The organism is Phenylobacterium sp., assembly GCF_036501465.1.
Classification (GTDB): Bacteria; Pseudomonadota; Alphaproteobacteria; order Caulobacterales; family Caulobacteraceae; genus Phenylobacterium.
This window is the reverse complement of sequence record NZ_DASYAF010000168.1, coordinates 16364-42045: the sequence shown is the minus strand read 5'-3', so window position 1 is coordinate 42045 and position 25682 is coordinate 16364. Positions and strand designations below refer to the sequence as shown.

Here is a 25682-nt window from a genome sequence, read left to right as displayed (position 1 = left end):
CTTCAGGAACTCGCGCAGGCCGTGCCAGGGATTGGGTTTGTGAACTTCCAGGGGCGTCCTCACTTCTCGAGGGTGAAGGCGCCGCCCACGCCCAGGTCGCCGGTTTGTTTCAAGTCTCCAGGACGCGCCGCTGGGGCGACGAAGTAATGCGCCACTTGATCCGGAAGGCTCTTCGAAGGGGCCGGTCTCGGCAGGCAGATGCCTGTGTTGAGCGCGACCTTGAGCCCCTCCTGGAAGGCGCGATCAAGCTCAGCGGCGCTGAGCAGCCGGGAGCGCGCCACGAAGGATTCGGCCAGACGGGCGCTGACCTTCAATTGACCTGCGTCGCGCAGCGCATGGTTCGCGGCGATACGGGCCTGCGCAATTTCGGCGTCTCCGATAGGCCGGCCGGCCCCGGAGAGCATCTCCAGCGTCGCCCAGTCGTCGGACTCGACGCGGCGCATTTCGCGCATCCGCTCCAGTTCGCTCGCCAGCCCCGAGAGGATGATCTGTTCGCGGTTCGGGAAGTGCGACAGGATTTGGCCCGAGGTCAGGGCCGACCAGCTCTCGAAGGTCCAGGTGGCCGACGGCGGCTGAAAGCTCCATCCCAACGGAGGAAGTCGCCCGGTGCGCTGAGCCTGGTCTATGACTTCGTCGATCTCGCGGAGCCGTTCGACGGTGCAGACCGTATGCGCGTCCTGCGCCGCCGCGCCGCCCACCGTGCGCTTCAGGTCGAACGCGATCGCCTCTTTGGCCACTTCGACCTCGTGGCGCCAATGCTGCGTCTCGACGACCTGCTCAGCGCCCAGGGCCGTCAGCACGCCCACCACAATGATCAGATACTCCTTCAGGAATTCCCGAAGGCCGTGCCAGGGCTTGGGTTTGTGGATGTCCATGGCGCTACGGCTTCCGGAGGAGGGTGGGTACCACTAGCGATCCGCCCTTCCGGAACGCGGCGCGGTCGACCTGCTGCACGCATGCGCCCTCATGATCGCGGTTCGCCGCCATCAGCGGGTCGAGCATCGTCTTAGGCGGCCACCAGTCCCACTCCGAGGCAGTGGTGCCGATGGTGCGCGCCATCGAAACCGCCCTGGATTCGATCCGGTCGGCCCGCGCGACGACCGTGAGGTACCGCGCCTTGTCCTGCGCGGTCAGCGTCTGGTCGAAGGCGAGCGGCGTCAGCTCCGGCAGCAGGTCGCCCAACAGGCCTTGCTGTCCACCGGCGGTCATCGAGGTCCGATAGATGAGGGCGTAGGCGCGGACCCTGTCGGCCGGAAGATGCGTGAGCGAACCGTCGGCGAGCGCACTCTCCCATGGCGCGTACGCCCACGGCCGCCCTCGCACTTGTAGGCGCGGCGGAAGGTAGCTTTCGACCGGACCCGATGCGTCCGGCTTCAGTCCCTTCCACGCCGTCCCGGGCCGTAGCAGCGCCTCGCCGATCTCCTGCAGGGCGCCCCTTAGGCAGCCGTCGACCGCCAGCTGCTGGATGGCGTTGGCGGCCACGCTCTGGGCGCTCATGGCCAGTTCCGCGTCGTGTTGCTCCGCCAAATGCCGCCAGTGCAGCCACTCAACCCCGGCCTCGGCGCTGAGCGCCGTCAGCACCCCGATGACGATGATCAGGTACTCTTTCAGGAACTCGCGAAGGCCGTGCCAGGGCTTCGGCTTGTGGATGTCCATGCCCGGCCGCTCCCCCAAGCGGATCAACTCAGGGGTTACCGATATCCGGACTCTCCCGACGTCCGCAACGGGTGGGTAGCGGACCTTGGCTCGGGTTGGGTTGGTGCGTGTCAGTACCCGCCGACCCGACGCAGCATCAGGGCTTCGCGGGCGCGGGCGGGGCGACGCCCAGCAGCCGGCGATCTTCTGGGGTCAGGTCGGCAGGCGGGCGGGAGCCCGCGGGCAGGAAGCCCGCAAAGAAGCAGGCTCGGTACGTGCCCGATTGCTTCAGGAGCTGCCTTTCCGCGAGATTGGTGTCCGGCGGCCCGAGCCGAGCGATGTTGAGCATCAGCCTGCGCGCGTTGCTCGTCATCCCGTCATTGCGGACTTCTTCCTGCTCCAGCCGCAGGACCATTTCGTTGCGCTCCGGCCAGGATAGGACGGTGTGATTGTGCAACAGGTTGAACGCGGAGACCTCGCCGATCTCCAGAACGTGGCGAGCGCGCAGCGCCTGGGTTTGCACGAAGATGGAGCCGTAGAGAAGTTCGCGGTCCTCGCGCAGATGGGAGACCGTGCCGTCCGCCACGAGCGTTTGCCAAACCTGATCCGGCCAGAGGCGACTGGGGGTGATCAGCACACCGTCCCGTCCCGAAACGCCCGTCACCATCATGGACGCGAGCGGCTTCCACTCGCCGGGCCCCGTCAGTAGCGCCGCCTTGAGGTCCTCGATCCGCCGGTCGATGCAGGGCTGAACGACGTCCCGCTCATAGGCGTCGGCATAGATGCTCGCGATCTCGGGCGCCTCCTGAGCCTCGGCATGGCGCACCTTTTCCGACCAGTGGAACGCCTCGACCATCTGCTCCGCAGCGAGCGCGGTCAGCACGCCCACGACGATGATCACATACTCCTTCAGGAACTCGCGGACGCCGTGCCAGGGCTTGGGTTTGTGGATGTCCACGGCTCAGTTCCCCGCAGCAGCTGATTTGTACTGGATCGACCGGGTCCTCTGCGTCGCATCGACATCGACCTCGCGCACGCAGCCCTGCGGCATCCGCTGAAGCAACTGCGCCATGCGGCTCTTCATGTCGGTGGGATCGGGCTGGATCGATTTCTGTCCGGCCTGAACAATGGCGCTGCGGGCCATGGCGTCGGCCGTGGCCTCCAGCCCGTCCAGGTCGCCGACGATCGCGAGATAATGTGCGCGTTGTTCGGCGCTCAGCGACTGGTCGATGGCCAAGGGCGTCAACTGCGCCCGAACGCGCTTTTCTTGCTCCTGCGGCAGTTGGATATCGCGCGCGACCTCGAAGAGGAAGGCGTACAGCGCCACCTGCTTTCGCGGCAGGTGCACGAGAGCTCCGTCGCTCACTGCCGCTTCCCAGGCGGCGCTTGGCCAGGGCCGCCCCTGGGTCAGCAGGGCCGGGAGCAGGTACTCGCCGGGCGGCGTGTCCGGGCCGGGGTTGGCGCCCTTCCAGTCGCCTGAGGCGCGCAGCGCCGCGGCCATGCGCTTGAGTTCAGCGCGGGCGCAGGGGGCCTGAGCCAGGCGCTCTACGGACAGATCGACGATCTGCACCGCGCTTGCGCGAAGGTCCTGCTCGTGTTGTGCGGCCAGATGCCGCCAATGCAGCCATTCGACACCGGCCTCCGCGCTCAGCGCAGTCAGCACGCCGATCACGATGATCAGATATTCCTTCAGGAACTCGCGTAGGCCGTGCCACGGCTTTGGCTTGTGAATGTCCACGCCGCTCCCCCAAGCGGATCAACCCTGGGGAGACTGTAAGCGGACTCGCGGAAGGTTCGCTATGGGCCGAACGCCGACGTCGATGCGGCCACACTTCCGAACGGCTTCGTCCTTTAGGAGGCGGCGGAAGCGTCCGTGTCCGGGTCGCCGTGCAGAGTAGCGTCATGCGTTTGAAGCCTGTGATCCTCGCGGCCGTGTTCACCGCGGCGGCCTCCGCGACCCTGGCGGCCGAGCCGGCGGCTTCGTCAGCGGCGGCCCAGGCCCGGGTTCGCGCGACCCTGGCCGCCGACGTCGGTCCCATGCCGGCCGATGCGGCCGCCCTGGACGGCTATGTCGCGCGCGAGGACTGGACGCCGCTGATCAAGCGCCTGGCCTCGACCACCGCGCCGGGCGACATGCTGCTCGACCTGGACTGGGAGCGGTCGAAGGTCGTCAATGGCGGCAACCTTCTGTTCGACATCGCCTATGTGAACTCCGTCTGGAAGGTGGCGAGTTCGCTGCGGGGGCCGGTGGCGGACCAGATGCGCCAGACCGCCGTCGCCTTCGCCCTGTACGAACTGGCCGTGGTCGATCTCGACGGCCTCCGGTGCAAGGACCCCACGGCGCCGGCCCAGAAACGCGCGCTGGCGGTGAAGAATTGGCCGGTGATCTTCCGCTACGGCCAATCGCTCCCGCCCCAGGCGCAGCAGGTCGTCGAGCAGGTGGCCGTCAAGCTCGAATGGGCGACGGCGCCGGTTCGCGCCAATGACCCGGTCCTCTGCCGCGGCGGCGTGGCCGAGATGCAGGCGAACCTGGCGGCCGGGGCCAAGCCGCAGGAGGTCCCGACAACCCGGGCGCCCAACGACCTTCCAGGCAAGGCCTACGAGATCCCCCATATCGTCGACTACAAGCCGCAGTATCTGGCCGAAACGGTTTGGAAGCCGAGGGCGGAAGCCGGCCGCGCCAGGCTCCCCGAGGCCTTCGCCGCCTTGCTGAAGGCGCCGCCCGCCGCCGCGCCGCCGCCCGCGCCCGTCAAATAGCAGTGGGCGGCGCTTCGGTCCGGGGGCTCGGAGTTCCGCAATGGCCGCAACCCGAAGCCGTCGTATCACCTGTGTCCCGGCCGTGGCGGAACGCTCGGCGCGACCTTCACCCCCGCCGCCTTCAGCAGGGGATCGACAGCCGCCGCGCGGTCGGCGGCGAACAGGGCCTCGGCGCGCATGTGCAGGCTGTCCGAAAGGTCGCGCTCGGCGGTGATGGCTAGCGGATAGTCGCCCGCCACCGCCGTCACCGGCCCCTCGCCCTCGGCCTTGTCCGGCAGGGCCTCCGTCTCCGGCGTGGTGCAGGCGAAGACGCCGGCCAGGGAGCGCACGCAATATTGCCGCTGCAGATAGCCGGCCAGCTTCCAGCGATAGCGGTCGGCCCCGGAGTCGGACTTGGCGTCGGATGTGCCGTCGGCGGCGGCGTTCGCGGCCCGCACCTGGATCACCTGGGCGGTGACGAACACGGCGCGGCGCACCACCATCTCCTCCCTGCGGCCCGCCTTGGTGATGGTCAGCGGCAGGTCGAGGTCGGCGGCGACGGCGGTGTGGTCGGAGCGCGCGACCACCACCTCGGCGGCAGCCGCGGGGGTCGCCGCCTGGGCGGGCGGCGCATCAGCCTGGAACATCGGACTACTCGGTCGGTGACGGTTATCGGCCGGCGGGGCCCGGGTCGCGCAGGGCGTTCAGCCTCGCCACGGCCTCGGGGTCGCTGGGCAGGGCGAAGCGGATCGGGATGTTGATCCGCCCGTCCGCGGTCGGCACGCCGTTCACCGTCTGCGGCCGCATGCGGAACAGGCTGGCGAGCTGCAGCGAGGCGTTGCGGAACTGCTCGCCGAGGTCGGCCGGTCGGCCGAAGCCGGGCGCCAGCTCGTCCTTGGCGGAGCATCCGGCCAGCCGCCCATCCTTGCCCACGTCGCAGGAGAGCGTCACGAAGCCCTCCCAATTCCCCTTCAACGCCTCGGCCGGATAGAACCGCGCGATGTCGGCGCCGGTCGGCTTGTCGATCCAGTCCGGCCGGGTGACCAGGCCGACCTGGGCCGCCGGCGCCGCCGGCAGGAAACGGATCGGGATGCGGATCGCCCGTCCCGCCACCGCCTCGCCGGACTTGCTGAGCGGCTTGGCCTGGAACAGCGGCGCGAGCGCCAGGGCCGCGGCCCCGAAACCGTCGCCCGGCGGGGTCTCGCTGGCCACCTTGCAGGCGGTGAGCCGCCCGTCGCCGGCGAAGCGACAGTCGATCGCCGCGCTCCCGCCCATCCGGTCCTGATTGGCCTTCGGATAGACGCGGGCCACGTCCTCGCCCTTCGGCTTCGCGGCCCAGTCGGGCGCGGTCACGAACCCGGTCTCGGCGGCCGGCGGCGCGAAGGCGGCCAGCAGCTTCCTGGCGGGTGACGCCTGCGATACCCGGGCCGGCGGGGCCGGCGCGGGGGCGGCTGCGCCCGGCAGGGGCGGAGGCGGCCGCGCGAAGATGGCGCCTGGCGGCGGCGGGGTTCCGGGCACGGCGTCCGGCGCGAACACGATCCTGGCCGCGGCGTGGCCCTTGAAGGGAGTTCGGACCGGCTCGCGCATCCGGACCTGGTAGTAGCCGCCGAGCGCCACCGCGGCCTGGCCGAAGGCGGCGCGGGTCTCGTCGGTGACCGCAACCCCGTCCGGCGCCCGCACCACCGTCTCGCCCGCCGCGCAGTCTCTGTAGAGGCCCTGGATGGTGAGGTTGCAGGTGATGTCCACCTCGGCCGTGATGCCGGCCTTCAGGGCGGCCGCCGGGTAGAGGCGCATCAGGTCGCCGTGGGTCGGCAGGGCCAGGTGCACGGACTGGCGGATGATCTTGCAGCCGCCGCCGCTGAGCTCGATGGCGCGATCGCAGGTGTAGTTTGGATGCAGGTTGTCCTGCGCCTGGGCGGCCTGGCGTTCGGCCGGGCCGATGGTCGTCAGGCTCTCGACGCGGCGGCCGTCCGCCGTCACGGGCGGGCTCGCGGCCCAGGCCAGGCCGGCGGCGCCGGCGCAGGCGAGGAGAGTCACGGCCGCGCCCAGTCGGCGCGCCCCGCGCGCGGGCAGGGGAGACTTCAGCATGGCGATCCGCTCCTTCAGGGGATGCTCCGCGCCCGCCGGCCAGTGGCAGCCGAGCGGCAGGGGCTGGGTGAACAGCTGGGTCTTGAGCAGCAGCTCGGCATAGGCGCGCCGCCGCTCGGGGAAGCGGCCGACCACGGCGGCGTCGCAGGCCAGCTCCTGGTCCACCCGCATCAGCCGCGCGGCCAGGTGGACCAGCGGGTTGAACCAGCAGGCGCAGCGAAACAGGCAGGCCAGCGCATTGATCGCCGCGTCATGGGCGCGAAGGTGCGCGGCCTCGTGCGCCAGGATCAGCGCCCGTTCGTCGGCGGCGAAGCGGGTCTCGAAGTCGGCCGGCGCCACCACCTTGGGCCGCAGCACGCCCACCACCGCCGGCCCGACGCCAGCGCGCTCCGCGCGGAACAGGCCCGGCTGCGGCAGTGGCGTCAGCCGGCCCAGGGAGGCCACGAACCGCGCCTGGCGGCGCGCCAGCAGCCCCGCCGCGCACAGGCCGCCGGCGATCCAGGCCGCCAACAGCAGCGCCGGAACGTTCGGGCCGCGGTCCGGCGTCACCGTCACCGCCTCGGCCACGAAGACGTCGGCCGCCGTTTCGGCCTGCAGCACGATCGGCGCGACCGTCATCGGCAGCGTCGTGCGCGCCGCCGAATGCGGCAGCAGCACCGCGCCCGCCGCCAGCAGCGGCGCCAGCCACAGCGCATAGGTCGCCCGCGCCCCCAGCCGGCCGCGCGCCCACCGGCGCACGCCGATCACGCAGAGGATCGGGACGGCGGCGGCGATATTGGCCTTGGCCAGGTCGACCAGCAGGCCGGCGATGGTGAAGTGGATCATGGCTCGAAGTCCTCGATCAGCTTCTTCAGCTCGGCCACGTCCTCGGCCGTGAGCTTGTTGGTCTCGGAAAAATGGCTGACCAGCGGCGCCAGCCGCCCGTCGAACAGCCGGTCCAGCAGGCCCTGGCTCTCGGCCTCCACATAGGCTTCCCGCGCCACCAGCGGCCGATAGCGGTAGCGGCGCCCGTCGCGCTCGGCGCCGATCGCGCCCTTGTTGAGCAGCCGGTTGATCAGGGTCTTCACGGTCGCCTCCGACCAGCCCTGCGCCTCGGCCACCTCGCCGGCGATCTCTTCGGCGGTGAGCGGCGAACGCTGCCACAGCGCCCCCATCACCACGCTCTCGGCCGTGCTGATCTTCATGATGTTTACGCCCGTAATCGTTAGCCTGACGATTACGCCGGTAAACGATGGAGTCAAGGCCCCGATTGACACCGCGCCCCGTCCCCGCAAAACCCTGCGCCAATGTCGCCTGAGAGGGGCGCTGGAGAGCCTGTCATGCCCGTGTCCGCGCCGGTCTTCGACCAGCACATCGCCGCGCTGATCCAACGGATGGCCCCGGACTCGGTGCTCGACATCGGCCCCGGCGCCGGCAAGTACGGCCGGATCGTGGGCCAGCTGCGCGCCGCCGGCCTGGCGGTGGGCTCGCTGACCGCGGTGGAGATCGACCCCAGCTACATCGAGCAGTTCAGGCTGGCCGAGCTCTACGACTTCGTGCAGCAGGGCGACGCCTGCCTGCTGCCGGACGTCAGCCCCGACGCCTTCTGGGACCTGGTGATCCTGGGCGACGTCCTGGAGCATTTCCGCAAGTCGCGCGGCGTCGACCTGATCGACTATCTCTACTACCGCACTAAATACATCGTCCTGGTGGTCCCCATCGACTACCCCCAGGGCGCCTGGCAGGGCCACGCGGCCGAGGCCCACATCTCCACCTGGTATCCGGCCGATTTCGCCCGCTACAAGGCCAGCGGCTTCAGCTCGGTCGCGCCCAGCACCGGCAACGAGATCCAGCTCGTCCTGATCAACGGCCTGCGCGCCGACCCGGCCGCCGACTTCATCTTCGCCCGTGACCTCGCGGCGTCGGGCGTGTTCGCGGGGCCGTTTGCGCCGGCCTGATTTCCCAAGACCGTCATCCCCGGCCTTGTGCCGGGGACCCATACACACGATCGCCGCAAGAGAACCCCTGAACGGCGGTGCGCATGGGTGGCCGGGACAAGCCCGGCCATGACGGATCGAGGTCGATGGCAGTAGATAACCTACACGCGGTTTTGACGCGCTAGAACGTGGGTGAAATATCCCCCGCCGATTCCCATCTCCCAGCCTCCCATGAACGACATCACCACCGCCGCCCCGCCGCCGTCCGGGCCGGGCCCCGACGACCGGATCATCGACGAGCCCTTCGCCGAGGCGCTCAGCCGGCGCTACCTGGCCTATGCGCTCAGCGTCATCACCGACCGCGCGCTGCCGGACGTGCGCGACGGGCTGAAGCCGGTGCAGCGGCGCGTGCTCTACGCCATGCGCGAGATGCGGCTGAACCCGGAGGCCGCCGCGCGGAAATGCGCCAAGGTGGTGGGCGAGGTGATGGGCGGCTACCACCCGCACGGCGACCAGTCGATCTACGACACCCTGGTGCGCATGGCGCAGGACTTTTCCCAGCGCTTCCCGCTGGTCGACGGCCAGGGCAACTTCGGCAACATCGACGGCGATAACCCCGCCGCCATGCGCTACACCGAGGCCAAGCTCACCGCCGCGGCCATGCTGCTGCTGGACGGCATCGACGAGGACGCCGTCGACTTCAAGCCCACCTACGACGGCCAGGACGAAGAGCCGGTCGTCCTGCCCACCGGCTTCCCGAACCTCTTGGCCAATGGCGCCACCGGCATCGCGGTCGGCATGGCGACCTCCATCCCGCCGCACAACGCCGCCGAGCTGATCGACGCCTGCCTGCTGCTGCTGGCCAACCCGGACGCCACCACCGCCGAGCTCATGGCCCATGTGAAGGGCCCGGACTTCCCCACCGGCGGGGTCATCGTCGAGCCGGCGCCGAGCCTCTTGGAAACCTACGAGACCGGCCGCGGCGGCGTGCGCCAGCGGGCGAAGTGGGAGCGCGAGGAAACCGGCCGCGGGACCTACCAGATCGTCGTCACCGAGATCCCCTACCAGGTGAAGAAGGCCGACCTGGTCGAGGGCATCGCCCAGCTGATCGAGGACAAGAAGGCCCCGCTCTTGGGCGACGTGCGCGACGAGTCCGCCGAGGACGTGCGCCTGGTGCTGGAGCCCAAGTCCCGCAACGTCGAGCCGGAAGTGCTGATGGAGAGCCTGTTCAAGCTCTCCGACCTGGAGACCCGCTTCTCCGTCAACCTCAACGTCCTGGACGCGCGCGGCACGCCCGGCGTCATGGGGCTGAAGGCCATTCTCAAGGCCTTCCTCGACCACCGCCGCCAGGTGCTGGTCCGCCGCGCCGGCCATCGGCTCACCAGGATCGAGGCCCGCCTCCACATCCTCGACGGCCTGCTGATCGCCTACCTCAACCTCGACGAGGTGATCCGCATCGTCCGCTACGAGGACGAGCCCAAGGCCCGCCTGATCGAGGCGTTCGCGCTCACCGACATCCAGGCCGAGGCCATCCTCAACACCCGCCTGCGCCAGCTCGCCCGGCTGGAGGAGATGGAGCTGCGCCGCGAACACGCCGACCTCAGCGAAGAGCGCGACGGCATCGTCGGCATGCTGGCCAACGACCGCGCCCAGTGGAAGCTGGTGGGCGAGGGGCTGAAGCACACCCTGTCCATCGTCGGCGCCCAGACCGCGCTCGGCAAACGCCGCAGCCAGTTCGCCGAGGCGCCGGAGATCGACACCGAGGCCGCCCTGGAATCGATGATCGTGCGCGAGCCGATCACCGTCATCCTGTCGGACCGCGGCTGGATCCGCGCCGCCAAGGGCCGGGTCGACGACCCCTCGGAGCTGAAGTTCAAGGAGGGCGACAAGCTGGCCTTCCTGGTCCCGGCCGAGACCACCGACAAGCTGCTGATCCTGGCCTCCGACGGCCGCTTCTTCACGCTCGGCTGCGACAAGCTCCCCAGCGCGCGCGGCCACGGCGAGCCGGTGCGCCTGATGATCGACCTCGACGACAAGGTGGCGATCATCGACGTCTTCGCCCACCAGCCGGGTCGCCGCCGCGTCCTGGCCAGCAAGGCCGGGTACGGCTTCATCCTGCCGGAGGCCGAGGCCATCGCCTTCCGCCGCGCCGGCAAGCAGGTGCTGAACGGCACGGCCGTGGTCAGCGTGCCCCTGAAAGAAGGAAATGGGGCCGACGGCGACGACCAGATCGCGGTCATCGGCGACAACGGCAAGATCCTGATCTTCCCCACCGAGGAACTGCCCGAGATGCCCAGAGGCAAGGGCGTCAAGCTCCAGGCCTACCGCGAAGGCGGCCTGCGCGACGCCATGGCGTTTAGCGGCGCCGGCGAAGCCGCCTGGACCACCGCCGACGGCCGCACCCGCGCCTGGCCGGAATGGCGCGAATGGCTGGGCCGCAGGGCCGGCGCCGGCAAGCTGGCCCCCAAGGGCTTCCCGGCGACGAAGCGGTTCAGGCCCAAATAACCCCCGCCGCTTCGCCCACACCCCAAAACCCCGCTCATCCCCGCGAAGGCGGGGATCCAAGCTGAGTCAGCCGGAAGGATGCGGCCGGCCCGAAAATCCCCTGCGCCCCATGGGTCCCGGCTTTCGCCGGGATGAGCGGAGCCCTACCTCCCCCGCGAAGCGGCGGGAGGGGGACCGTCCGCCGAAGAGCGGATGGTGGAGGGGGCGAGCCTCACCTCGAACTCTTTGGACGTAACCGAAACTGGGATGACTTCCCGCTGATGGGGCGACGTTGCCTTAGGGCATCCCAGGAAAGCCCCAGTAAAAGCCACCAACACGATCATGGCTGCCCAGAAGTAGAAGTGTTCCCACGCCTCCCAGGTCTTCCCGTCGAGGTTCGGCCAGCGGCCCCTGGAATCCTGCCCTGGCAGGCTAAAGCCGTGGCGTTTTGTCTGGAGGTCGTTGTGGCTCGTCACGCGCGGGATTTGCGAAGCGACCATCCCGCCGCAGGCCCCAGCGAACAACAGGAGTAGAATGCTGAGGAACAGCAGCAGCTTCAGCCACCAGACCAGGTCGGCGACCTTGTCGCCGCTGAAGAACGACGCGCCCATGATCGCCGTCGCCAGGCTCAGATAGATGCCGATGTGGAAGTGCTGATAGGCCTGCTGCCGATCCAGCCGCTTGTCTTCGACAGACATCTGCCCTCAGCCCCGATCCCGATACGCCCGCGTGGAGTAGGACGGAGTTTCCGGCGGCAGACAAGGTAGCGCCTACCTCCCCCGCGAAGCGGCGGGAGGGGGACCGCTCGCCGACGAGCGAGTGGTGGAGGGGCGAGCCGTGGTTCGCAAGCAAGCGTTCGCCGTGCAGTTCGCGAATCACTCGTGATACGGTTGCAACTGATTCGAGTCAGTGCGGTGCCAATCCGAAAACTCATAAGTCAACGGCACGCGTAGGAGCGGCCAGCAAGTGTTGGCGAGGTCGAGCGGCTAATGAAACTCATCAAGAAGATTGAGGTGAACTATCTCAGATCGCTCTACGGGGCGACGCTCGACGACGTGGGCGACATGAATGTTATATTTGGTCGGAATGATAGCGGGAAGTCCAATCTTCTCAGAGCGCTCAATCTATTCTTCAACGGTGATGTCGAGGCGGGCCGAAAGGTAGAATTTGACGTTGATCTATCGGATCAACGGCGACAGGAGGCTCGCGATGCAAAGGGTAAGCAGTTCGTTTGGATAAAAATTACTTTCAACGTTCCAGACAACTATGTTCAGTCAGTGGGGAAGGAGGTGGCTGTAAAACGTCAATGGAATCGAGGTGGAGATCTAACGCAGACGGTGTTTCCGCATATGGATACTGCGGGAAAGAGCGCGAGGCTCACGAGATTCCTGAATGACATCGATTTTGCCTACATCCCAGCGATTAAAGATCTAAATGTATACGCGGATTTGATCGAGAGGATGTATGGGGCCGCCTCTGAGACAGAGGCTCTGCGTGACGCAACGACAAGATTTGTGGACGCTATCGCGGAGCAGACGACAAGTCTGTCTGATCAGCTAGGCACGCTATTTGGCGCGCCCGCAAAATTAGCGCCGCCGACAGAAATGAGCCGCCTATTTAGAAATTTGGATTTCGCTCATGGGGCGGCGGGGCATTCGATGCTGCGGCAGAAGGGCGATGGTATAAAGGCGAGGCATCTACCTGAATTACTTAGATTTATTAATGAGAACGAACCACGAAAGAAGACCTATCTTTGGGGCTTTGAGGAGCCGGAAAATTCTTTGGACCTTGGCGCTGCTGAGCTTGAGGCGCACCGGTTCGCTGATTTTGCGGCCCGAGTAGATACTCAGGTATTTATCACTAGCCACTCTCCTGCGTTCTACCTCGCAAATGAAGCCGGTGAGGCGGCAGTTCGAAGATATTTCATAACAAGACAAGAGCCTGGTCCCGATGGAACGATGAACCCATCTAACGCGGCGTCGCTTATTAATCGGCTTGAGGACGCTGAATTAAGAATGGAACAGGCGGGACTTCTCCAATTACCCTTTGTAATTCGTCGAATGGGAGAGCAACGCGAGGCGTTGCGCGCCAAGGAGGCGGAAGCAGAGGCGCTTAGAGAAGAATTGGAACAACTTAAGCGTCCAGCTCTCTTTGTCGAAGGTGTCCATGACGTTGAGATATTCAGCGCTGCGTTTAGCCGAATTGGTATTGGGGAGGAGGTAGACGTAAAGCCACTCGGTGGAACGCCGCAGACGTCTGATGCACTGCTGAGTGCTGTGCTGGAGCAGGGCGGTATTCGAGCCGCGGCTCCCACATTGTTCCTGTTTGACGATGATAAGGCGGGAAGGAGTGCTGCTAGGAAGCTAGCGAAAGGTCTTCTGCTGGGCCACCCGGTTGACTACCGGGACAACACGAAAGTCTGGGTATTGCCGCAAACCGACGAGTTTAAGTTGTTCCTGAGGCGCAGGCATATAGGTAGCGATCAGGCGTTCTTTACGGCTGAATTCTTATATCCCGTGGTCGAATCAGCAGCTCTTTGCATGGAACTGGCAGACTCATATCCAAGTGACGAAGTGACAAACTGGCGTACAAGTATAAACGGTGACTATTGGCCGAGCCTTGGGCAGGTGAAATGCCATGAGTTGGCGAACGCTGAACCAGGCTCGGCAGATTGGTTTTATTCACGGGGAGTGCCGCCTTCTTTGAAGCGTTTATTTGCTCGAGAAGCGGCGGCCCGAGGGTTTGCCACTGAAGTCATCGACGCAGTTGCAGAGGTGGCCCGCGAAAATCTGAGATGATTTGGGGGTTGCGGCCGTCTCGTGCCGCCCCCTCACACCCGCAACCGCCAAACCCCACCCTCGGCGCTCTCCACCCACCCCGCCGTCGGCGCGGCGAAGTGGGTGCCGATCACCAGCGTCTCCGTCCCCGCCAGCGCGCCGAACATCCGCCGCCGCGTCGCCGTGGACGCCGTCCCGTCATAGTCCGCGGGCGTGTCCCACTCCGGGTGGGTGAGCTGGCAGGGGTGGTGGATGAAGTCGCCGGTGATCAGGGCCTCCTTGTCGCCCGAGCGGATGCGAACGCTGACGTGGCCCGGCGTGTGGCCGAGCGTCGGCTCCAGGGCGACCTCCGGGCACACCTGGTGGGTGGTCTCCACCAGCTCGACCAGGCCCGCCTCCCACACCGGCCGCACGCTGTCGTGGAAGGGTGAGCGCGCCAGGTCTGCGCCGTCCCTGGCCTCGGCTTCCTCCTCGGCCTTCCAGTATTCGAACTCGTCGCGGGCCAGCAGGTAGCGGGCGTTGGGGAAGGTCGGGACCCAGGCGCCGTCGACCAGCATGGTGTTCCAGCCCACATGGTCCACGTGCAGGTGGGTGCAGAGCACCACGTCGATGCTCTCGCGCGGGTAACCGGCGGCGGCCAGGTCGGCGAGGAAACTGGTCTGCAGCCCGCTCCAGGTGGGGATGTCGCGGTCCTTGTCGTTGCCGATGCAGGTGTCGACCAGGATGCGGCAGGTGGGCGTCTCCACCACCAGGGCGTGGATGCTCATGCGCAGCTTGCCGTTCTCGTCGGCGAAGTGGGGGCTAAGCCAGCCGATCTCGCGCACCACCTCCGGCGTCGCCTGCGGCAGGATGAACCGCGTGCCCCCGGTCGCCTCCAGCTCCAGGATCCGCGTCACCGTCACGTCCCCGATCCGCCAGCTCAGCATCGCCGTCCTCCCGCGCCAGAGGCGGCGATCCTAGGCGCGCGGGGCGCGCATTTGAAACCACGGAAAACACGGACCACACGGAAGGCGGTCAGGAGGGCGCGTTCGTGTCGTTCGTGTGGTTCGTGGACCAATGCCTGCGATGCCCAAGCCGTCCCCACGGCCAGAAGGCTATCCACGAACCACACGAACCACACGAACAAGGGAGGAGAGGCCGCCCGCTGGCGCGGGCCCGCTTTTCCGTGTGTTCCGTGTATTCCGTGGTTCTCTAGACGGCCGCCACGCCCCGCCGCGCGCGCAGGCTCGCGCCTACGGCCCCAAAGCCCAGGATCATCAGCGCCCAGGCCGCGGGCTCGGGTACGCCGGTGACCGGCGCGCCGGCGACCACATCGCCGGTGACGGTCAGGATCATGGCGTAGCTGTCGCGGCCGAGGCCCGTCCCGGCGTCGGACAGGTCGATCTCGAACTGCTGGGAGAAGACGCCGAGCTGGCTGGTGTCGAAGCCGACGGTGAAACCCTGGCTGCCCGTGGTCTCCAGGTCGCTGAACGCCGGCACGTCGAGGGTGAACGGCCCCGGCGTGCCCAGCACGTGGAAGCCGTCGAGCTGCAGCCCATCGGTGTTGGCGTCGCCGAGGTTGAAGATCGTCCCGCCCAGGGTCGCGGCCGAGCCCTGGGTCACGGTCGAGAAGTCCAGGGTCTCGGTGTTCAGCAGGGACGCCAGGCCGGGGACCTGGCTGATCAGGCTCAGCAGCCCCGGCGGTATGGTGTCGGGCGACACGAACGAGGGCAGACCGTGCTTGAGGTAGTCGTAGGTCAGGCTGAGCGCGCTGGGGGTCAGGGTCGCGGTGTCGGTCATGCTGAAGTTGGGGGTGTCGCCGTCGAAGCCGAAGATGTTCGACGCCGCGGTCACCGAGGGCGTGACCGTCACCCCCTGGACGCCGGCCGAGGCGAAGGCCTGCAGGGTCGAAAGGTCGGTGAAGGTCTGGTGGACGTCGAACGCCTGGCTCTGGCTGCCGGACGCGCTGCACCCCTGGCTCGCCGACGCGCCCGTGCAGCCGAGCGTGAAGTTGTTCGAGGCGGTGGCGTTGACGCCGCCCGGGGTGAGCGTCAGGCCGACGCTGTTGGTGAACGGCACGCTGGCGAACGGCGGCGCGGTCTGGCCCTGGAACGGGCTCACGCTGGTGGTGGTCGCCACGCTGAAGGTGGACTGGTAGTCCAGGGTGGCGCCGACCAGCACCCCGTTGATCCCGAGGCCGAACACGCCGCTGGCCGGGTTCCAGCCATCGAACTGATAGGTGGTCGGGAAGACGAGGCCGCCACCGGGGATGACGCCAAAGGCGCCCGTGGCCGAGGCGGTCTGCACGCCGCCGCCGCCGGCCACGGTCTGGACCTGGGTGAGCGGCGTCGCCGCCCGCGCCGCGTTGGCCGCCGCCGTGAGCGCCGTCGCGCCGAACAGCGCGATGATCAGCGCCGCCGCTTGAGACCGTCTCGTCATATCCATCCCCCAAAGCCTGTCTCCACGAGGGTAAGGCCTTGGGATGGCTCTAGATATTGGACCAAAGTCGTAGGACTAAAGTCGCAGGCACGCCTGAGAGGCGAGCGGTCGCCCATCAGATGAATTGCTCCAGAGACGCCGAAAGCCGGAACCCCTGGGGGCCCCGGCTTCCACTGCGTCCGGTCCGGAGACTTAGGCCGGGGAGGGTCCTCAGGCCGACGCAACCTCCGCCTGGCGCCGCGTGCGCAGGCTCGCGCCCACGGCCCCGAAGCCCAGGATCATCAGCGCCCAGGCCGCCGGCTCCGGCACGCCGGGGGTCGGGGGCGTGGCGATCACCGCCACGTCGTTCGGGATGCTGAAGTTCAGCGCCGCGCCGGTCTCCTGGCGGTCGGCGTAGAACAGCTCGAAGGTGTGGGCGCCGGAGTCCAGCGCCACGTCGTTGTCGGCCGGCGTGTCGCCGTGGATGCCGCCCAGGATCACCGCGGCCTTGCCGTCGACGAACAGCAGGGCGTCGTCGTCGGCGCCCAGGCTGAAGTCGATGGTCTGGGCGGTGTTCAGGTTGAACGAGCCGGAGAAGATCGCCGTCTGGAACCCGGTCCCGTCGCCGTTATGGGTGTTGGTCCCGTTCACCGGATACATGGAGCCATTGTCGTAGCTGTTGCCGCTGATCACCACGGCCGGGCCGTCGGAGGTGACCACCGGGCTGTTCGTGCTGCCGGAGGACACCGTCCACCAGTTGAGCTCGTTGGTGGTCAGGTTGCGGTCCAGCAGCGTCGGGCTGTTGGGGATGTCCGACGGCGTGGAGTTCCACACCGGCAGGCCGTTCGGGCCCAGGGTGTTCAGCACCTCGTCGTGGTTGGCGAAGCAGCAGATCACCGGGCCGAAGTCGCGGCCGTCGGCCTGCACGGTGAAGAACTGGGCGAGCATGTCGGCCCGGGCGGCGGATGCCGCGCCAAGGGCGCTGGCGGAGATGGCGCCAAGGACGATGGCGCGGAACGGATGACGCATGGCTTGAACCCCCAATGACTGCACTTTGATCACAACGTTAGCTGAACGATGCAATCTGGAAACCGGATTCCCCTGAAAAGTGAATTCCTTCCGGGGATTACCTTCCGTTTCTCTATAGGCGACAGATCGGGCGGCGCGCGCAATTGCCTATATAGGCGCCGCCGCGTGGGGCCCGCCACCGACCTCCCCCAAAGCGGCGGGAGGGGGCGAGCCCCAACCCTCGCTCCGCTCAGCCCGGCGAAAGCCGGGATCCAAAGGGCCCCCGCCGTGGGACGCGGCGGCCCCGAACTCCGCCTCAGCCTGGGTCCCGGCTTTCGCCGGGACGAGCGGTGCGAAAATCCTTGACTCTGGGCTCGATCTATGTTCTTGTTTTGTTCATGTCGGATGCAGTGGCCAAGCGCGAGAGAGCCGAGCAGATCCTGGGCGAGCTCGCAGAGCTCGGCCTGATGCTGGCCCGTGACCTGGCGGTGCAGGCCCGCGCGGCGGAGACGCCGGAAGAACGGGCGCTCCTCACCGAAGCCTTCCACAAGACCTCGCGCACCGTGCGCCTGACCCTGGCGCTCACCTTCAAGCTGGATCGGGATGCTTCGCATGACGCTCGCGAGGCGGCGCGGGAGGCCGAGGCCCAGGCGGCCGAGGCTGAGCGGCGCGAGAGCCGGATCATCAAGCCGGCGCCTGGCCGCATAACCCCTGAGGAAAACCAGAAGCGCCGGGTGCGGAACATCCTCAACCGCCTGCTCTGGACCGAAGCCGAAGGCGACGAGGAAGAGTACGAGGTCCTGCGCGAAGACCTGGACGCGCGCCTCTACGAAGCCTGCGACGCCCCAGGCTTCGCCGAGATGCCCATCGCGGTCCTGGCCGAGACGCTCGCCCGCGACATGCGGCTCTCTGGTGAGCTGGTCATCACCACCGCGGCGACCCTCGTCCCGGCCAACACCAGCGCCCAGCCACCCCTGGCCGACACCGGCTGACGCGCCGCGTTACCTCCCCCGCGAAGCGGCGGGAGGGGGACCATCCGCCGAAGAGCGGATGGTGGAGGGGGCGAGCCACACCCAGGACCCCATGCGCAAGACACTCATCACCAACCGCGCACGTGCGATGCGCAAAGCCATGACCGAACCCGAGGTCATGCTCTGGAGCCGGCTGCGCGGACGCAGACCGGACAAGCCGTCGTTCCGCCGTCAGCATCCGTTCGGCTCGATCATCCTCGACTTCTATTGTCCGGCCGCCAGGCTGGCCGTGGAGGTGGATGGATCCACCCATTGGGACGAGGCGGCCCAGGCGAAGGACTTCGCGCGGGATCGCTGGCTGATGGGGCAGGGGGTGAGCGTGCTGCGCATTCCCGCCTCGCGGGTCTACCTTGAACTTGGCCAAGTCACCGACAGCATCCTGCTGCGGGCGGAGGCGCTGATCGCCGCCGAGAGGCGCCGGGCAGGGCTCGCCCCCTCCACCATCCGCTCTTCCCCCGGCTTGGCGCCGGGGTCGGCGGACGGTCCCCCTCCCGCCGCTTCGCGGGGGAGGTAGCCGCCATCCCCAACGCCCCAGCCGCATACCCTGTTCGCCAATTCTGGCACGCATCGTGCCACTTAAGAACAGCTCTCATCTTCGCTCGACGAGCGACATCCTCTTCCCTTGGGCGACCGAAAGGTTAATGGTGCAGCTTCACGGTTCGGCCTGGCCGGGGCGGCGCTTTGTCGGCGCCGAGGCTATCGGCCGAGGGCCAGGGAAACCTGGCCGGACTGCGGGCGCGGTGACCAGTCCTCACCACGCCCGCAGCGCCGTGTGCCAAACCACCACATCCCCAACCCCAGCCCGAATCTTTCCGGCCCGCGCGATCGGCGCTAGGCTCGTCCGCCTGTCCGGAGGGTCCGCCCGTGCTGCTCGCGCTCACCGCCGCCGCCGTCCTGTTCGCCCAGGCCACGCCTGACGCCGCGCCCGCCGCCGGGCCCAAGCTGACCAAGGCCGCCCCCGCGCCGGAGGGCGTGAGCGACACGCCCCTGGTGGTGACGCCCAGCGTGAAATCCAAGACCGTCTCGCCGCTGGTGGTGACGCCGCAGGTCAAGCCGCAGACCAGCGCCGAGGTGCAGAAGAGCACCGTGGTCTGCCGCACCGAGCCGGTGCTGGGCTCGATGTTCCCCAAGAAGGTCTGCGCCACCAAGGCCGAGCTCAAGGACCGCCGCGACCAGGACCAGGCGGAGGTCCGCAAGATGCAGGCCCTGCGCCCCTACGTCTCGAACTAGGGCCTAGGGTCCGTACTCAATCATTTTCCAGCCGTCATGGCCGGGCTTGTCCCGGCCACCCGTGAACGCCGCGGTGCAGGAGCCAGACGGCGCCGCCGACGCTGCTCCTTGTTCTGCGCTATCGGCGCGCATGGCTGGCCGGGACAAGCCCGGCCATGACGTAATGTAATAAAATCAATCTCTTGATTGGATATTTGCCTAGCCCGGCGGCGCGGGCTCGAGGTCCAGCCCGACCGCGCGCATCATCAGCTTGATCAGGATCGCCTGGCGGTTGGCGCCGGTCTTCTCGAAGATCCGCGCCAGGTGGTTCTGGGCGGTGAAGCGGCTGATCTGCAGCGTCTCGGCCGCCTCGGCCAGGCTCGCGCCCTCGAACAGAGCCAGCGCCAGCCGCGCCTCGGCCGGCGTCAGGCCGAACAGGTCGCGCAGCCGGTGCTCCGGCAGGCGCATGCCGGCCTCGGTGTCGGTGACGCAGACGATCACCATCGGCCCGCCGCCCAGCAGGCCGGCGTCGGGCAGCCGCACCGGGGCCACGGTGACCGAAAGCGGCAGGGCGCCCTCCGTCACCGCCAGCGCCATGGAGCCGCCGGCGCGGGTGTCGGGCTCGGCGGCCGCCGCCCGGCCGATCAGGGCGGCCAGCGCGCGGCCCGCGCCGCTCTCCAGCGCGATCAGCCGCCCGCCGCTCAGCGTCAGCCCCTTGCGCTGGGCGGCCAGGGTCTCGCCGGCCCGGTTCATGCGGCGCAGGCGGCCCTGGCCGTCGACCAGGAACAGGCCGTGCGCCGACTCGTCGAAGACCACCGCGAAGCCGCTGGTCAGCGCCCGGTCCATGGCCATCCGCTGGCCCAGGTCGAAGGCGCGGATCAGGTGCGGGTGCAGGCTGTTGGCCAGCTCCAGGTCGGCGCCGCTGAACTGGCCGTGCTCGGCGGGCCGGGTGATGTTGATGGTCGCCGTCCCGCCGCCGCGGCACGCCAGGCGCACCATGACGCAGGAGTGGATGCCCTGCGGCTTCAGGAAGTCGTTGTAGTACTCGGACGACGTCAGCTCGTCCTTCGCCATCCAGTCCTCGTCGGTGAGGATGCGTGGGACATAGTCCTTGACGAACCGCGCCGGGTCGTCGACCCGGTTCAGCGGGTTGATCCCAGCGAAATAGGCCATGTAGCGGTCCATCTCGGCCGGATCGATCCGCGCCAGGTAGCCGCCGCCGCGCCCATCGCTGAGATTGAGCAGCGACAGCCAGCCCCGCTGCCCGCCGATGGCGTCGGCATAGCGTTCCATGACCGACGTCCACAGGGCCGGCTCCAAGGCCGCCCCGTAGACCAGGTCCAGGAACTCGCTCTTGTTGAAGACGCCCATACCTCGGCCCAGACGCACGCACAGCCCAGTCGCACGGCGATCACGATAGTCGGATACCGCCGGTCCTCAAGGCCGCTCTCCTCTCAGGGGTTTCCGCTGGGGAAGATCGTCGGGTGTCCGCGGCGCCGCGGCCACACACCCGTGTTACGGCGGCGAAACGCAACCCCGCTTGCGTCGTGGTGCGAGCTATCTGAAGCTCGGGCCAACCACCAAGGGGGAAGACCATGCATCGTCACGCTTGTTTCGCCGCGGCGCTCAGCGCCGGCCTGCTGTTCGCCGGCTTCGCCGTCCAGGCCGCCGAGGCGCCGGCCGCCGCGCCCGCGGCCAAGGCGGCGCCCAGGGCTGGCGGGCGCGATCTCGGCGCGACCACCACGCCGGAAGCCGTCGGCTTCGACAGCGCCCGCTTGAAGCGGATGGACGACTACATGGCCAAGGTGGTGGCCGACGGCCGGGTGGCCGGCATGACCACGTTGCTCGCCCGCCACGGCAAGGTCGTGGAGTTCAAGACCTACGGCAAGGCCAGCCTCGCCACTGGCCAGGCCATGCCGAAGGACGAGATCTTCCGCGTCTATTCCATGTCCAAGCCGCTGACCGGCGTGGCCATGATGATCCTGTTCGAACAGGGCAAGTGGCGGCTGGACGACCCGGTCACCCGCTACGTGCCGGAGTTCAAGAACCTCAAGGTGATGGTCGAGGCCGACAAGGAGGGCCACATCACCAAGGTCGAGGACATGAAACGTCCGCCGACCATGCGCGAGATCATGAGCCACACCGCCGGCTTCGGCTACGGCCTGGGCGACCGCCATCCGGTGGACAAGCTCTATCGCGAGCGCAAGGTGCTGTCGTCCAACGGCCTGCAGGAGATGATCGACCGCACCGCGACGATCCCGCTGATGTACCAGCCGGGGACCAGCTGGTCCTACTCCAGCGCCGTCGATATCCAGGGCTATATCGTCCAGAAGCTCTCCGGCAAGCCGTTCGGCCAGTTCCTGCAGGAGAACGTCTTCGGCCCGCTGAAGATGAAGGACACCGGCTTCTACACCGGGCCGGCCAAGGCCAACCGGCTCGCCGCCGTCTATGTGGGCGAGGTGGTGGACCGCAAGCCGACCGGCCGGATCGTCGAGGCCAAGGACCTCTTCGGGACCCAGATGCCTGACTACACCAAGCCGCCGGCCATGGAGAGCGGCGGCGGCGGCCTGGTCTCGACCACCATGGACTATGCCCGCTTCTGCCAGATGATGCTGAACAAGGGCGTCCTGGACGGCGTGCGCATCCTGGCGCCGTCGTCGATCGAGCTGATGGACACCAACGTCATCCCGCACAACGTGCTGGTGAACAACAACGGCACGGGCGTTGCGAGCTTCAACGAATACGTCGGCTTCGGCCTCGACTTCCAGGTGGTCAACGACGCGCGCAAGGCCGGGATGAACGAGGGGAACAACACCATGAGCTGGGGGGGCGCGGCCGGCACCTGGTTCTGGATCGACCCGACCAACGACCTGCTCTACGTCGGCATGATCCAGCGCATGGGCGGCTCCGGCGGCGACGACCTCGGCACCATGGCCCGCACGCTCACCTACCAGGCGCTGCTGCACCCGGAGAAATAGGGACCTTTGGGATCGCTTCACACGCCGCCGCTGTCGGGCCTGGTCCGAGGTCTCCAGCGGAAGCACGAGTTGCAGACCTTCGTGGAGACCGGGACCTATCTCGGCGGCAGCACCGAGTTCGCCGCGGGCGTCTTTCCGCGCGTGGTGACCATCGAGATCAACCCGCAATACCACGAGGTCGCGGCCGCCCGGCTGCAGCCGTTCGCCTCGGTGACCTGCCGCCTCGGCGATTCCCGGACCGAGCTGCCGCAGGTGGTCTCGGCGCTGGAGGGGCCGGCGCTGTTCTGGCTCGACGGCCACGCCGGCGTCGGCCAGTACGGCGACACCGACGACTGCCCGCTGATCGAGGAACTGGCGGCCATCGCGGCGTCGCCCTTCGAGCATTTCGTGCTGATCGACGACGCCCGCGCCTTCCTGGCGCCGCCGCCGCCGCCGTTCGATCCCGACAGGTGGCCGGAGCTGGCCGAGGTTCTGTCGACGATCCGCCAGCGCACGGCCTACTACTGCGTGGTGATCGGCGGCGTCATGATCTGCGCCCCGCCGGCCGCCCGAGCGGACATCCGCCACTACTGCAACCTGGTGCGCCCCAAGATCTGAGATCGGTCCGCGCCTTGACTTTCGCCCCCTCGCGTGCGCCCTTCCGCGCCTCGTAAATCACTCGCTTTTCCAGAAGATATGCACGCCTACCGCACCCACACCTGCGGCGCGCTCCGCGCCGCCGACACCGGCCAGACGGTCCGCTTGTCAGGCTGGATCCACCGCAAGCGCGACCACGGCGGGCTGATGTTCGTGGACCTGCGCGACCACTACGGCCTGACGCAGCTGGTGCTGTCGCCCGAGACGCCCGGCTTCGACCTCGTCGAGCACCTGCGCGCCGAGAGCGTGATCCGCATCGACGGCGAGGTGGTCGCCCGCTCGGCCGACACCGTGAACCCCAACCTGCCCACCGGCGAGGTCGAGGTCCGCGTGAAGAAGGTGGACGTGCTGTCGGAAGCCGGCGAGCTGCCGCTGCCGGTGTTCGGCGAGCCCGACTATCCGGAGGACATCCGGCTCAAGAACCGCCACCTCGACCTGCGCCGCGAGACCCTGCACAAGAACATCGTCCTGCGCTCCAAGGTCATCCAGTCGATCCGCAACCGGATGATCGGCCAGGGCTTCCTGGAGTTCCAGACGCCGATCCTGACCGCCAGCTCGCCGGAGGGCGCGCGCGACTTCCTGGTGCCCTCGCGGATGCACCCGGGCAAGTTCTACGCGCTCCCGCAGGCGCCGCAGCAGTTCAAGCAGCTGCTGATGGTCTCCGGCTTCGACCGCTATTTCCAGATCGCGCCCTGCTTCCGAGACGAAGATCCGCGCGCCGACCGCAGCCTCGAGTTCTACCAGCTCGACGTGGAGATGAGCTTCGTCACCCAGGAGGACGTCTTCGCGGCCATCGAGCCGGTGATGCACGGCGTCTTCGAGGAGTTCGCCGACGGTAGGCCGGTGACGCCGTACCCGTTCCCGCGCATCCCCTACCGCGAGGCGATCGCCAGGTACGGCTCCGACAAGCCCGACCTGCGCAACCCGATCGTCATGCAGGACGTCTCCGAGCATTTCCGTGGCGGCGGCTTCGGCCTGTTCGCCCGGATCCTGGAGGACGCCAAGAACGCCGTCTGGGCGATCCCGGCCCCGAGCGGCGGCTCGCGCGCCTTCTGCGACCGCATGAACAGCTGGGCGCAGGGCGAGGGCCAGGCCGGCCTTGGCTACATCTTCTGGAGCGACGACCAGGGCGGCTGGGGCGGCCCGATCGCCAAGAACCTGGGGCCGGAGAAGACTGAGGCCGTCATGGTCCAGCTGGGCCTGGGGCAGGGCGACGCCGTGTTCTTCGCCGCCGGCGACCCGAAGGTGTTCTACAAATTCGCGGGTATCGCGCGCGCCAAGGTGGGCGCGGACCTCAAGCTGGTGGACGAGGACCGCTTCGAGTTCGTCTGGATCGTCGATTTCCCGATGTTCGAGTTCAACGAGGAGACGAACCACGTCGACTTCTCGCACAACCCGTTCTCGATGCCGCAGGGCGAGCTGGAGGCGCTGAACAGCAAGGACCCGCTCGACGTCCTGGCCTACCAGTACGACATCGTCTGCAACGGCTATGAGCTGTGCTCCGGGGCGATCCGGAACCACCTGCCGGAGATCATGATCAAGGCCTTCGAGATCGCCGGCTACAATCAGGGTGTGGTCGAGGAGCAGTTCGGCGGCATGCTGAATGCCTTCCGCCACGGCGCGCCGCCGCACGGTGGCCTGGCGCCCGGCATCGACCGCATCGTCATGCTGCTGGCCGGCGAGACGGCCATCCGCCAGGTCATCGCCTTCCCGCTGAACCAGCAGGGGCAGGACCTGCTGATGAACGCGCCCTCAGAAGTCTTCGACAAGCAGTTGAAGGAACTTCATATCCGCCTGGCGCCGCCGATCAAAACCTAGGGTCGTCAGCGGCGGAGGGCTGCGAGGCGGCTATTCCGCGATGGTCGGCGCGACCAGGTAGTTGCGGCCGATCTGCGGGCTGGGCGGCGCGGGCGGCGCCGGCGGAGCCGGAGGCGCGGGCGGGCTGATGGTCACTCGGATCCGCGGCATCACGAAGTGACCCGTGCAGGGCTTGGCGGTCAGGCCCGATGGCACCCGGGTGCGGCTGTCGGCGCAGGCCTCGTCGAGCTGATCCTGGGTCAGGCCACGGGCCTTCGACAGGTCGGCGCCGGTGATGAAGGCCCGGCGCAGGTTGGCGTCCTTGAAATCCGCGCCCTCGAAGTTGCCGCTGGTCAGGATGGCCAATTCCATCTCGGCGTCCCGGAAATCGGCCTGTTCGAAGTGCCCATAGCTCAGATTGGCGGCCCGCAGGGTGGTGTCGTGGAAGTTGGCTCTGCGGGCGATCACCCGAGTGAGGTTGGCGCTGGTGAGGTCAGCCGAGCGCAGCACCGTCTCGATCATCTGCGCCTGGCTGAAGTTCGAACTCTGGGCCGCTGCGTCGGAAAAGTCGGCGCCCGACAGATTGGCGTCCTGGAAGTTGCTGGCGGTGGCCTGGCTGTCGCGGAACCGGGCGTGGGTCAGTATGGCGTTGGTGAAGATCACCCCGATGATCTGGGAGTCCGACAGGTCGGCGCGGGTCAGGTCGGCCCCGTTGAAATTGGACGACAGGAAGTGGGCTTCGCGCAGGTCAGCGCCCACCAGGGCCGCGCCGGAGAAATTGGCGTTGATGAAGTGGGCGCCGTGCATCCGCCGCCCCGAAAGCTCGCATTTGACGCAGTCGCCGCCAAAGGTGTTGGTCCGCGGCACCTCCTTGTCGCCACCGCCGGCGTAGGCGGCCAAGGGCGCCGCGATCGCGATCAGGGCGGCCAGCGCGCTCAGCAGGTGGGTCGAGGTCTTGCTCACTTCGGAAGCTATCCTTGGAACATCTAC

The 25682-nt window shown here is 67.9% G+C and carries 23 protein-coding genes; 10 read left to right on the top strand and 13 right to left on the bottom strand.

Annotated elements, in window-relative coordinates; all coding sequences use genetic code 11:
- Positions 1-59: 59 nt before the first annotated feature.
- From VGL85_RS20015 to VGL85_RS20000, 4 genes are all read right to left on the bottom strand, one after another.
- A complete protein-coding gene (locus tag VGL85_RS20015; protein ID WP_331590779.1) occupies positions 60-875 on the bottom strand; it encodes a hypothetical protein in 816 nt (271 codons plus the stop codon).
- A 4-nt stretch (positions 876-879) separates the two neighbouring features.
- Entirely contained in the window at positions 880-1656 is a 777-nt protein-coding gene (locus VGL85_RS20010) for a hypothetical protein (protein WP_331590778.1), read from the bottom strand.
- A 136-nt stretch (positions 1657-1792) separates the two neighbouring features.
- Complete coding sequence (locus VGL85_RS20005; protein WP_331590777.1) at positions 1793-2593, bottom strand: hypothetical protein; 801 nt, start codon at positions 2591-2593, stop codon at positions 1793-1795.
- Positions 2594-2596: 3 nt separating this feature from the next.
- Positions 2597-3373, bottom strand: a complete 777-nt coding sequence (locus VGL85_RS20000) for a hypothetical protein (protein ID WP_331590776.1) — start codon at positions 3371-3373, stop codon at positions 2597-2599.
- A gap of 164 nt (positions 3374-3537) precedes the next feature.
- Between VGL85_RS20000 and VGL85_RS19995 the strand changes: the two genes are divergently transcribed.
- On the top strand, positions 3538-4392 hold the full coding sequence (locus VGL85_RS19995; RefSeq protein WP_331590775.1) for a hypothetical protein: 855 nt from the start codon (positions 3538-3540) through the stop codon (positions 4390-4392).
- A 65-nt stretch (positions 4393-4457) separates the two neighbouring features.
- On the opposite strand, the gene VGL85_RS19990 is transcribed toward VGL85_RS19995, so the two are convergent.
- From VGL85_RS19990 to VGL85_RS19980, 3 genes are read right to left on the bottom strand one after another with little or no spacing between them, the layout of a single operon-like run.
- Complete coding sequence (locus tag VGL85_RS19990; protein ID WP_331590774.1) at positions 4458-5018, bottom strand: hypothetical protein; 561 nt, start codon at positions 5016-5018, stop codon at positions 4458-4460.
- 22 nt (positions 5019-5040) lie between these two features.
- A complete protein-coding gene (locus VGL85_RS19985; RefSeq protein WP_331590773.1) occupies positions 5041-7284 on the bottom strand; it encodes a M56 family metallopeptidase in 2244 nt (747 codons plus the stop codon).
- Positions 7281-7643, bottom strand: coding sequence for a BlaI/MecI/CopY family transcriptional regulator (locus VGL85_RS19980; protein WP_331590772.1), 363 nt, complete (start codon positions 7641-7643; stop codon positions 7281-7283). Before VGL85_RS19980 ends, VGL85_RS19985 begins: the two co-directional genes overlap by 4 nt.
- Positions 7644-7778: 135 nt before the next feature.
- Here VGL85_RS19980 and VGL85_RS19975 point away from each other — a divergent pair, with 135 nt between their 5' ends.
- On the top strand, positions 7779-8396 hold the full coding sequence (locus VGL85_RS19975) for a class I SAM-dependent methyltransferase (RefSeq protein WP_331590771.1): 618 nt from the start codon (positions 7779-7781) through the stop codon (positions 8394-8396).
- A gap of 210 nt (positions 8397-8606) precedes the next feature.
- Entirely contained in the window at positions 8607-10880 is a 2274-nt protein-coding gene (parC, locus tag VGL85_RS19970) for a DNA topoisomerase IV subunit A (RefSeq protein WP_331590770.1), read from the top strand.
- Positions 10881-11023: 143 nt separating this feature from the next.
- Here the strand turns inward: parC and VGL85_RS19965 are convergent, their stop codons facing one another.
- The gene (locus VGL85_RS19965) at positions 11024-11557 is read right to left on the bottom strand and encodes a hypothetical protein (RefSeq protein WP_331590769.1); all 534 of its coding nucleotides are present in this window, start codon (positions 11555-11557) and stop codon (positions 11024-11026) included.
- A 291-nt stretch (positions 11558-11848) separates the two neighbouring features.
- Here VGL85_RS19965 and VGL85_RS19960 point away from each other — a divergent pair, with 291 nt between their 5' ends.
- Positions 11849-13657, top strand: coding sequence for an ATP-dependent nuclease (locus VGL85_RS19960; protein ID WP_331590768.1), 1809 nt, complete (start codon positions 11849-11851; stop codon positions 13655-13657).
- A gap of 32 nt (positions 13658-13689) precedes the next feature.
- Here VGL85_RS19960 and VGL85_RS19955 read toward each other — a convergent pair whose 3' ends face one another.
- The 3 genes from VGL85_RS19955 to VGL85_RS19945 form a co-directional block, all read right to left on the bottom strand.
- Positions 13690-14562: an MBL fold metallo-hydrolase gene (locus VGL85_RS19955; protein ID WP_331590767.1), complete on the bottom strand. Its 873-nt coding sequence runs from the start codon at positions 14560-14562 to the stop codon at positions 13690-13692.
- Between the two features lie 265 nt (positions 14563-14827).
- On the bottom strand, positions 14828-16054 hold the full coding sequence (locus tag VGL85_RS19950; RefSeq protein ID WP_331590766.1) for a PEPxxWA-CTERM sorting domain-containing protein: 1227 nt from the start codon (positions 16052-16054) through the stop codon (positions 14828-14830).
- 210 nt (positions 16055-16264) lie between these two features.
- Positions 16265-17062, bottom strand: coding sequence for a PEPxxWA-CTERM sorting domain-containing protein (locus tag VGL85_RS19945; RefSeq protein WP_331590765.1), 798 nt, complete (start codon positions 17060-17062; stop codon positions 16265-16267).
- 377 nt (positions 17063-17439) lie between these two features.
- Here VGL85_RS19945 and VGL85_RS19940 point away from each other — a divergent pair, with 377 nt between their 5' ends.
- From VGL85_RS19940 to VGL85_RS19930, 3 genes are all read left to right on the top strand, one after another.
- Positions 17440-18033: a hypothetical protein gene (locus VGL85_RS19940; protein ID WP_331590764.1), complete on the top strand. Its 594-nt coding sequence runs from the start codon at positions 17440-17442 to the stop codon at positions 18031-18033.
- A gap of 91 nt (positions 18034-18124) precedes the next feature.
- Entirely contained in the window at positions 18125-18586 is a 462-nt protein-coding gene (locus tag VGL85_RS19935; RefSeq protein WP_331590763.1) for an endonuclease domain-containing protein, read from the top strand.
- A 350-nt stretch (positions 18587-18936) separates the two neighbouring features.
- Positions 18937-19302 (top strand): hypothetical protein, encoded by a 366-nt coding sequence (locus VGL85_RS19930; RefSeq protein ID WP_331590762.1) that lies wholly within the window; start codon positions 18937-18939, stop codon positions 19300-19302.
- Between the two features lie 198 nt (positions 19303-19500).
- On the opposite strand, the gene VGL85_RS19925 is transcribed toward VGL85_RS19930, so the two are convergent.
- Complete coding sequence (locus VGL85_RS19925) at positions 19501-20652, bottom strand: helix-turn-helix transcriptional regulator (RefSeq protein WP_331590761.1); 1152 nt, start codon at positions 20650-20652, stop codon at positions 19501-19503.
- A gap of 224 nt (positions 20653-20876) precedes the next feature.
- Between VGL85_RS19925 and VGL85_RS19920 the strand changes: the two genes are divergently transcribed.
- The 3 genes from VGL85_RS19920 to aspS all read left to right on the top strand — a co-directional run bounded on the left by VGL85_RS19920 (position 20877) and on the right by aspS (position 24713).
- Positions 20877-22259 (top strand): serine hydrolase domain-containing protein, encoded by a 1383-nt coding sequence (locus tag VGL85_RS19920; RefSeq protein ID WP_331590760.1) that lies wholly within the window; start codon positions 20877-20879, stop codon positions 22257-22259.
- 6 nt (positions 22260-22265) lie between these two features.
- Positions 22266-22856, top strand: coding sequence for a hypothetical protein (locus VGL85_RS19915; protein WP_331590759.1), 591 nt, complete (start codon positions 22266-22268; stop codon positions 22854-22856).
- A gap of 78 nt (positions 22857-22934) precedes the next feature.
- Entirely contained in the window at positions 22935-24713 is a 1779-nt protein-coding gene (gene aspS / locus VGL85_RS19910) for an aspartate--tRNA ligase (protein ID WP_331590758.1), read from the top strand.
- Positions 24714-24743: 30 nt separating this feature from the next.
- On the opposite strand, the gene VGL85_RS19905 is transcribed toward aspS, so the two are convergent.
- Positions 24744-25655: a pentapeptide repeat-containing protein gene (locus VGL85_RS19905; RefSeq protein WP_331590757.1), complete on the bottom strand. Its 912-nt coding sequence runs from the start codon at positions 25653-25655 to the stop codon at positions 24744-24746.
- Positions 25656-25682: the final 27 nt, after the last annotated feature.